The sequence below is a fragment of the Maribacter thermophilus genome, assembly GCF_001020565.1.
GTDB classification, from domain to species: domain Bacteria; phylum Bacteroidota; class Bacteroidia; order Flavobacteriales; family Flavobacteriaceae; genus Maribacter; species Maribacter thermophilus.
In genome coordinates this window covers 1,450,593-1,458,765 of the sequence record NZ_LDAS01000001.1, presented here as the reverse complement: position 1 = coordinate 1,458,765, position 8,173 = coordinate 1,450,593, and the positions used below count along the sequence as shown (strand labels likewise).

At 35.3% G+C, this 8,173-nt stretch carries 8 protein-coding genes and 1 pseudogene; 3 read left to right on the top strand and 6 right to left on the bottom strand.

Features of this window, described 5'->3' with window-relative positions; all coding sequences use genetic code 11:
• Nucleotides 1-295: 295 nt before the first annotated feature.
• The 3 genes and pseudogenes from AB657_RS17820 to AB657_RS17810 form a co-directional block, all read left to right on the top strand.
• Nucleotides 296-598: pseudogene (locus AB657_RS17820) on the top strand (transposase); the annotation flags it as partial.
• A gap of 347 nt (nt 599-945) precedes the next feature.
• On the top strand, nt 946-1,236 hold the full coding sequence (locus AB657_RS17815; RefSeq protein WP_198146883.1) for a hypothetical protein: 291 nt from the start codon (nt 946-948) through the stop codon (nt 1,234-1,236).
• Nucleotides 1,227-1,637, top strand: coding sequence for a DDE-type integrase/transposase/recombinase (locus tag AB657_RS17810; RefSeq protein ID WP_198146882.1), 411 nt, complete (start codon nt 1,227-1,229; stop codon nt 1,635-1,637). Before AB657_RS17815 ends, AB657_RS17810 begins: the two co-directional genes overlap by 10 nt.
• A gap of 443 nt (nt 1,638-2,080) precedes the next feature.
• On the opposite strand, the gene AB657_RS06330 is transcribed toward AB657_RS17810, so the two are convergent.
• The 6 genes from AB657_RS06330 to AB657_RS06305 form a co-directional block, all read right to left on the bottom strand.
• Complete coding sequence (locus AB657_RS06330) at nt 2,081-2,515, bottom strand: lipocalin family protein (RefSeq protein WP_198146881.1); 435 nt, start codon at nt 2,513-2,515, stop codon at nt 2,081-2,083.
• A 443-nt stretch (nt 2,516-2,958) separates the two neighbouring features.
• Nucleotides 2,959-4,434: a DUF6965 family protein gene (locus tag AB657_RS06325; protein WP_198146880.1), complete on the bottom strand. Its 1,476-nt coding sequence runs from the start codon at nt 4,432-4,434 to the stop codon at nt 2,959-2,961.
• 1 nt (nt 4,435) lies between these two features.
• The gene (locus AB657_RS06320; RefSeq protein ID WP_084696387.1) at nt 4,436-5,920 is read right to left on the bottom strand and encodes a DNA primase family protein; all 1,485 of its coding nucleotides are present in this window, start codon (nt 5,918-5,920) and stop codon (nt 4,436-4,438) included.
• A complete protein-coding gene (locus AB657_RS06315) occupies nt 5,920-6,315 on the bottom strand; it encodes a hypothetical protein (RefSeq protein WP_047245723.1) in 396 nt (131 codons plus the stop codon). Before AB657_RS06315 ends, AB657_RS06320 begins: the two co-directional genes overlap by 1 nt.
• On the bottom strand, nt 6,315-6,671 hold the full coding sequence (locus tag AB657_RS06310; RefSeq protein WP_047245722.1) for a helix-turn-helix domain-containing protein: 357 nt from the start codon (nt 6,669-6,671) through the stop codon (nt 6,315-6,317). Before AB657_RS06310 ends, AB657_RS06315 begins: the two co-directional genes overlap by 1 nt.
• Before the next feature lie 97 nt (nt 6,672-6,768).
• Nucleotides 6,769-8,160 carry a hypothetical protein gene (locus AB657_RS06305; protein WP_157491611.1) on the bottom strand — a complete coding sequence of 464 codons (1,392 nt, stop codon included), beginning with the start codon at nt 8,158-8,160 and terminating at the stop codon, nt 6,769-6,771.
• Nucleotides 8,161-8,173: the final 13 nt, after the last annotated feature.

Sequence of the window (8,173 nt, the reverse complement as noted above, 5' to 3'; positions counted from 1 at the left end):
AATAAAAAAGCAGCAAAAGCATGAAGCCTTTGCTGCACAGGATAACAACTTGATAAATCAACCTGTTTCCTAAAATTATTAAAGAAAAAATTTGTTTTTTGACACAGTACCTAAGCGTAGTGCGGGACTTCGGAGCGATTTACTGTCCGCCTGCACCAAACTTTGATAAATGCCAAAATACTCAATTTTAGCCATTCAGCCCGCATTACGCTTATACAATGTGCCTGTTGCACAAGTTATATAATAAAAGGGATTTGATCATTGCCGATCGTGTGAAGGATCGTAACTTGTCGGTATGCAGGGAAAAAAGGAGTACCAGGAAAAGTTGTTCGCGCATTTCCAGTTGAGCGAACGTATGCCTAGGGAGAATTTTTACAGGAGGTTGAAAGGGGCCGTGGACCTTGATTTCCTTTATCCGCTGACCAAGTGTTACTATGGTGATAGCGGGCAGAAGAGCATCGACCCTGTGGTCTTCTTCAAGCTCTGCCTTGTGGGCTATCTGGAGAACATCATCAGCGACCGCCGGCTGATCGCCCATTGTTCGCTGCGTTTGGACATCCTATATTTCATCGGTTACGGCATCGACGAGGAACTGCCCAATACAGTTCCTGATATCGATAGCTTGTTTCTACCATTGCCATATCAAAACCCCTAAATTGGTTTTCAACGGTTTCTAATTTTTCTTGTTCTGTTCCTTTTATCCATTTGCCTCGTGCATTTTGCTCTTGATAGTTTCCACACGACCAAAGCAGAAGCAAAGTGATAATTGATATTGACCATTTCATATTTCGTGGTTTTTAATGTTGTAAAATTATACAGCACATAACCAAGGGCCATTCCAAACTGAGCATATCGGTACAGTGCCGCAGTCTGTGTATCCACCGCTCGGGGCTGTATTATAGCCCAAGAGGGGAAACGGAGCTGAATCTGGAACTGATGCGGCTTATGGACGAGCATTACCTGTACCACCCCGAGAAGGGCGCCAAGCGCATGCACGTTTGGCATACCCGTGACAAAGGGCATAAGGTAAGCAGGAACCGTATCGAACGGCTTTATTACCGTGTGATGGGCCTAAGGGCCGTATTGCCGGGCAGACATACCTCCAAGAGGAACAAGGACCATAAAACCTACCCTTATCTGTTGAGGAACTTGGAGATAACCAGGGCCAACCAGGTATGGGCGACCGACATTACCTATATTCCCATGGAAAAGGGTATATGTACCTTATGGCGATAATAGACCTGCACAGTCGTTTCGTCGTCCATTGGAGCGTTTCCAACTCCATGGATGCCCAATGGTGCGCCAAGACCTTGGAAGAGGCCGTTGTACAGCATGGGAAACCTGAAATAATAAACACGGACCAAGGCAGCCAGTTCACCTCGGATGAATTCTCAAGTACCGTATTGGGCAAAGAGATCAAACTTTCGATGGACGGTAAGGGAAGGGCAACGGACATTGCATTTATAGAGCGCTTATGGGGAAGCGTAAAGTATGAGGAAATCTACCTGAACCCACCAAATGACGGACTCGACCTGTTCCTGCCATTGGCGGAATACTTTGAATATTACAACAACGAAAGAAGACATGGACCGATCGATTATGAAAGACCAATGGACATGTTTAAAAAAGCAGCATAAATTAACCTGGATTTGTAGAAAACCTGTCCTACTAATTGGGGAATGAACACAGATAAAGACTTTCCTTATTGTTCTTTAGTTTCTTTTTTCGGAGTATTATTTTCATGGGAGATACACATTATTGTACCTTCATTGTATTAACAGTTTAAAAGGTACACTTCGGCATCAACTAAATAAAGTACAATTATCATCCAATAAAAAGAAACGAAAATTTTGATAATTTTTTATAAATACCTGTTTATTAGTCTTTAATAGGGTATTGTTTGATGTTGTTCGACCTTATTACTTTCCAATACAAAAAGTAATTGGTATTGAATATCAATTAGTTAAGATTTTGAGGTACAAATAAGGTACAGGGGTAAGGGGAAAACATCATTTATTTATTGTTGCTTCAATAAAATGAATTGACGATATGTTATAGAATATTTAAACAAAATAATTTCTTATTCTATTTTACTAAACCCTTCTTCTAAAACAATATCATTTGATATTGTTCGGAGTATTAAAGTACTAGAACTTATCTCTATTATTTCACTTGTAAAAGCTTCTTCATTAGTGCTCTCATAAGAAACTATTATTGCGTTATCTACTAGTTTGTAAAGAAGATTAGTACTGAATTCTTCTTGACAATTTAAAAAAGCAAATTGTATGTATCTTCCGTTTTCAGTAAACTCAATGTAATCAGGCTTGAAATCAGAACACCCCTCACCAGAATGTACAAAATCAATTATACTGCCATTTCTTTTTACCGAAACATAAGCCCACTTACCAATTAGTAATTCAGAATTTTCATTGACCATTTGAGAGTCAGAATTTTCATCTGAACTGTTACAAGAAAAAAAAGATAAAATTAATATGAGTAATAAATTTTTTTTCATTGTGTAAATTTTATTTAACGAGTTAATATTAATCATTCAAAAGTGAAAAAAATAGTATGATAGAAGAAAGATAGATATTATAGTTAACCCAACAACAATTATAGCAAGTGCCCATCTAATAAAATATATTATGCTCTGAAATGTAAATTTTGATTGTTGGCAATGTTCGCAAAAATCAATGGACTGTATAATTGTTTGCATACCTAATTTATTTCTGCATTTATTACAAAAGTCCGCCATGTCTTAAAGGTACATGATAGTAGTGAAGAAAGAAAGTTTAAATCAAATTGTATTTTTTGCAAACGCTTTTAAAGCGTTTATTGTAATGGTATTCCCTTTGCTCTTTTAGCTTGGTAATAATTAGTTGTAACGCCTCATTGTATAGAGTTGGGAATTTATAAGGTTGTGGTATTTAATTCTCTTTTGTAATGAAACCTAAATAGTTAAGGAATAATTGAAAAATCTTGATTATTCAAATGATTTTTCAATTCATGTAATCGACTTAAATAGGGTAAAAACCTCGTTTTTCCATCGTTTTTTTTCACATTGATAAAATGGCTTTCAATGAATAAGGAACAGTTCTTTATTGTACTGCCTTTGTTAAGTTTTATAGGTTGAGTTGGCAGTTCAATACTTGCAAAGTAGTTTTCCAGTTCTGCAATATCGTTACCCCAGTTTTCGGGTTGTTCCTTTTTTGGTAGTTCAATTCGTTCAGTTTCTTTTATGTAGTTGGGTTCATTTAGTTTTGGTTCAGGTTGCGAAAAAAAGGTTTTTTTTTGACGTTCACGTTTTTCACTATTTTCACGGGTTGAGGTTTCAACTGGTTCAGGTTCGGGCTGTGATGTTTCCTTTTTTAGCGTTCTAAAAACAATTCTTTCTTGCTTCTTTCTATACAGTCGCCAATCCTGTTTTATTAGATAGTCTGCAATGTCTTTGCCTTGTTCTTTGTCTTGCTGTGGTGCTAACTGTTCCAGTAAGTCCGAAACGTGAAAGTATGTACCCTGTAAACGCTTTTGTATTTCGGTGGCCTTATTGCTCCATAACTCAAAGGCTTTGCCGTCTTTTGATAGGTCGGGAAACAAATAAACATTCCTGCCTTTTAAGGCCTTGCATTTGTTGAGGTTTAAACTGCTCAAATTGTAAACTGCCAACCAAAGTAAGTTTGTAGGCTGTTCAGGAAAACCAAAATACAACGTGCCATAAATTGCCGTTTTAGGGGCTTCAACCAAGGCAATAGGGTTGTATGTGTATTTACTTAAAAGGTGTTCGCCAAACAAACAGGAAACCTTTGTTTCATTCTTATTGTACGCTTCCAACCATTCAGGCAACGGCTTATTGTTTCGGGTATGGTACTTTTCAATTATTGAGTGCAAAAAGTCTGTTGCTTTTGTGCGGTTCTGTTCGTCAAAATGTTTCACTTGTATTGCCCTAATATTGCCGTTTATATCAACAAAAGGAAAAGTATTCGACCCCGTACGGTACCCGTTTTGTACTGTTCCCAAATGATACAATGAAATAACCTTTTCAATGTCCTGCACTTCAAAAGGAAAGGCAACCCGTGTAAGTAGGTTTTGAATAAAGGTATTCTGTTCATATCCTGCACGAGTACGGTTGAATACCTCAACGGGAATAAACGTTCTTTTCGGCTTGTTTACGGGCTTCTTTTTTCGTTTTGGCTGCTGTGGCTTCCAGTCTGTTTTATTTCCTTGCTCCCGCTCCCAAATAGCTTTTGTGTAACCGTCTTTGTATGGGTTTAAAAAATAACCGCATTTGCTTTCACGGTCGCAACGTCCGTACTGTTCAGGTAAGTATTCGCCTGTTTGTGTATCAATGTATCTTACAAAACGTTTTTTATCACAATTCGGGCAAAGGTGTTTTTTACTTCCTTTTTCAAATATGTATCGGTATTCTGTATTCATATCAAAAAGAATAAGTTTTACCGTTTGACAAATACGCTACATTACCTACATTAAGTCTATCAACCAAAACCCCGAAACCTGAAAGGCGTTTAATGAAATTTGACTTGTTCACGGGCTTAAAACCGTCCTCAATACAATAGCCCCTGTATTCGGCGTATAGTTCTTTTATTAGCCTGTAATCGGTTGGGCTGCTTTGGTAGTTGTTTTCATCAATAAACATCTTTACACTATCGGACTGGCTTTTGTACTGTTCAACGGCTTGTTTTACCGCTTCACAATCTGTAAACCTCTTTTGCTCCAATAGTCTGTTTAAGCCGTCCAGTACCCAGTTAAAAACGCCTGAAAGTTCCTTTTCAATTATTTTGGTGTGTAGTTGTTTATCCTGTTCCTGTGGTGGTATGGTAACATCAAAGGGAATGATTAAAAACCGTCTGAAATAGGCGTTTGTATGTTCAACGTCTTTGGGTAACTCATTACAGTTAAATATTAGTTTGGCGTATTGTTTCAGCGTGAAAGGTTCGCCATAAGGTAAACGGGCTTCAACGGGTTCGCCTGAAACTAATTGTTTAAAAATTGCACTTTCCAGTTTGCCGTTTATCTCACTTGCATAGTTTACCAACTTATTAGCCAATTTCGCCCTGAAATAGCCGTTATCATTTGTAAGGCTTTGCAATGAATAGTTGCTTGTATTTTCTGCACCCAGTAAGGCACTTACTATTTCAAAGAATACGGACTTACCATTTGCCCCAGTACCGTAAAGTATTAACGCCTTTTCTTCTTTTAGCCTATTGCTCCCGTGCTTAATGAAAACAAAGCCCAAATATTCAGCTAAAACCTTTTGTCGTTCTTTATCGGGCAATACCTTGTTTAAATACTCTTCAAATAAAGGGGCTTTTGCCTGTGGGTTGTATTCAAATGGTAATTGATAGGTAAGGAAGTCTGCACGGTCAAACGGTCTTAATTGTGTACCGTTTGGGCTTACTTCAAACGTGCCGTTTTGCAAGTTGATTAAAACCCTATTTGCCAACGGTGGTTTAGGTTCAAGGTATGCTGTACCTAAAAATTGTTCGTATAATTCTTTTCTGAATTTATAGTACCGAGCTGAAAAGGTAGGAACGCCCATTTTTTCGGCTGCCTTTCCTAAAAACTTTTGGAATGTTTCTTTATTGAGTTCATCCCAGTAAGTACCATTGAACAAATAAATAAAATCGTGGTTTTTGCATAAGCCCCAACGATTGTTTTCAGCTATCTGTAAGACGTTTTCAATAGATAAAACAGTATAGTGCTTATTACTTAGTTTGAAGTTTTCGGCATTGTGTGGGTTTGCCATTGCTTCAAAGTCCAACGGTTCAAACTGTTCAATTAACTGGTTTAATATTTCAGCGTGTGGGGTTGCTTTGGTTTCCGTTATTTCCTGAATATGATTAGTAAAGGTTTCTGCCTTTGCCAAGTCGTCAAACTGTGGGTTTAACTTTTTTGCTTCCATTACTCAAAAAGTTTAGTTTGGTTAGACTTAGATTTTAATAACCTCTCAAACTCTTTGGGGTTGGTGCTTAAAAGGTGTGCTGAACGTTTTGTAAAAGGGCAAATAACCTGATCAATAGACTGCACTAATAAACCGTTAATTTCAAGTTTACGCTTAAACCTGCAAGCATTATCAATGTTTATATCTAACGCCTTGCAAAGTGCTTTTTTAGTTGTAGTAACGTGTTTTAATGCAACTGCAAATAAAGTTTCTTCTGAATACTTATTTTTAAGTTCTGAAATACTCGCTCCAGTTCTTTTTTCAATTTGTTTTACAATAGATTTTAAAACTAATTGCTTAACTTGTGGCTGTCTTTTGTGCTTAAAAGCATTAGCCTTGTTGTTTTTGTTTTCCATTACTTCAAGGCTTTTTTATTGTTCGACAAATACGTTTCCGCTTTTTCTTGTATTTCTGCATTAGATTTTTTACGCCCTTGCTTTAACCATTCATCAATTTCAGATTTTAGGAAATAGATTTTTTTACCCCGTTTATAGTGTGGTACTTCATTGCGTGAAATTTTACTGTACCAAGTGGGTTTTGTACGCTTTTCAGGGTCGTACTGAATAAGGTCGTTGAGGTCAAGCCATTGTTCAGGCTGTTCAGTGGTGGGTTGTTCCTGTTTTTCAATTAACAGGCGTTTAAGTTCGCTAACTTCTTTAATTAGCCGTGTTACTCCTTGTGGTAACGTGTCGTGTGTTAAATTTTCAGTCATATCGAAAGTATTTTTGTTTATAATACTTTGCGAAATACTGAAACGGAAATACGGTTAATTCACGGGTAAAATCCGATTTTACGGGTAGTTGTATTTGTTAGTCGATTAACATAAGTTTCTTTACTTCTATGTCGTAATCAGTACCGTTGTCCTTCTTTTTCTTTACTTTCCAAAAGTTTGTTTCTCTATATCCTTTGTAATCTGCAAAACAACTTTCCCAAAGTAAAAACAAAGGTGTCTTGCTTTTTGTTCTTTGATTATGAAACCCTGTTTTTCTTAATTCATCAAACAGTATGTGAAACGCTAATTGGGTAATATAGAAATTTGTATTTACTGACTTTATAGGCTCTGAAATTTTAGGTACTTCAAAGTTGTTTTCAAAAAAATAAGTAGTCCATTTTATTAATTTATTAAAGTCGTTTTCATTGGTTAAAATTGGCTTTCCTTTTCGTGGACAATCACTTAACATAAACTCAAAATGCTTTTTAATCTTTTCCAAAAGTTCTGTTTCTTTTGGTTCAGGTTTTGGCTTTTCGGTTTGGTCTTTGTTTATTGGTTGAGGTAACACATTATTTTTTTCTGTTTCAGAAATCTCTATTGTTAAATTAGAAATTCTATTACTCAATTCAGTTAAAAAAATAGATGTTTTTTGTTGTTGCAATCTTTTGTTGCTTTCATATTTTGAAATAGCGTATAAATATTTGTTTTTTACATTTTCAAAATCATTAAAATCAATTTTTTTAAAAAACAATTCAAATCTACTTATCTCGTTTATTTGTGCTTTTGAAATTATATTATTTAATGAATTATATTCGTTGTTAAGATAGCCAAATTGACTTTTGAAACTTGTTTGCAAATCTTCAAATTGCGAAAAATAGTTATCAATTTTTTCAATATAATCAGGTAGCATTTTATTGAAGTAGAAATTTAATTTGTCACTTTTTGAATTAGGCTTTAAAAATTCCTTTTCAATTTCTTGTTGAAACTTACTAGTAAAAACTTGGTATTCCTCAAATAATTCAAAAACTTTTACAGGTTTTAGTTTGCTATAATCTTTTTGGGGTAATTGTAAAAGACTTCTAATTGTAAAATCAATTTTTTTTAACTTTTCAATAAAGGTCTTTAACCAAATTATTTTAAACTGCTCTTGCTGTGTTGGGCTAATTTTATACTCTTTATAAATTTTACTTATTGATTTTTCATTATTGTTAGGCTTAAAACTGTACCCGAATTTTTCAGGAACATTTACATTATCCAAATCAATGTTGTTACCGCAATTAGTTTGAATAGCCTTTGATAAATTTTGTAATACTACATTAACATAATTCTTGTTTACATTTATCAAAAGGTCTTGCAATATGAAGCTGTTTGGGTCTGTAAATTCCACCTGTAATAAACAACTATCTAAATAAATCAATCTTTGAATTGTAAGTGTGTTTAAAGGAATTGAACATATCGTGTTTGAAAAAAATAATAAGTCTTCTTTCATAGCCTTTTATGCT

Coding starts and splice junctions, on each gene's coding strand:
- AB657_RS17815 (WP_198146883.1), top strand. CDS start 946: ATGGACGAGCATTACCTGTACCACCCCGAGAAGGGCGCCAAGCGCATG.
- AB657_RS17810 (WP_198146882.1), top strand. CDS start 1,227: ATGGCGATAATAGACCTGCACAGTCGTTTCGTCGTCCATTGGAGCGTT.
- AB657_RS06330 (WP_198146881.1), bottom strand. CDS start 2,515: ATGAAAAAAAATTTATTACTCATATTAATTTTATCTTTTTTTTCTTGT.
- AB657_RS06325 (WP_198146880.1), bottom strand. CDS start 4,434: ATGAATACAGAATACCGATACATATTTGAAAAAGGAAGTAAAAAACAC.
- AB657_RS06320 (WP_084696387.1), bottom strand. CDS start 5,920: ATGGAAGCAAAAAAGTTAAACCCACAGTTTGACGACTTGGCAAAGGCA.
- AB657_RS06315 (WP_047245723.1), bottom strand. CDS start 6,315: ATGGAAAACAAAAACAACAAGGCTAATGCTTTTAAGCACAAAAGACAG.
- AB657_RS06310 (WP_047245722.1), bottom strand. CDS start 6,671: ATGACTGAAAATTTAACACACGACACGTTACCACAAGGAGTAACACGG.
- AB657_RS06305 (WP_157491611.1), bottom strand. CDS start 8,160: ATGAAAGAAGACTTATTATTTTTTTCAAACACGATATGTTCAATTCCT.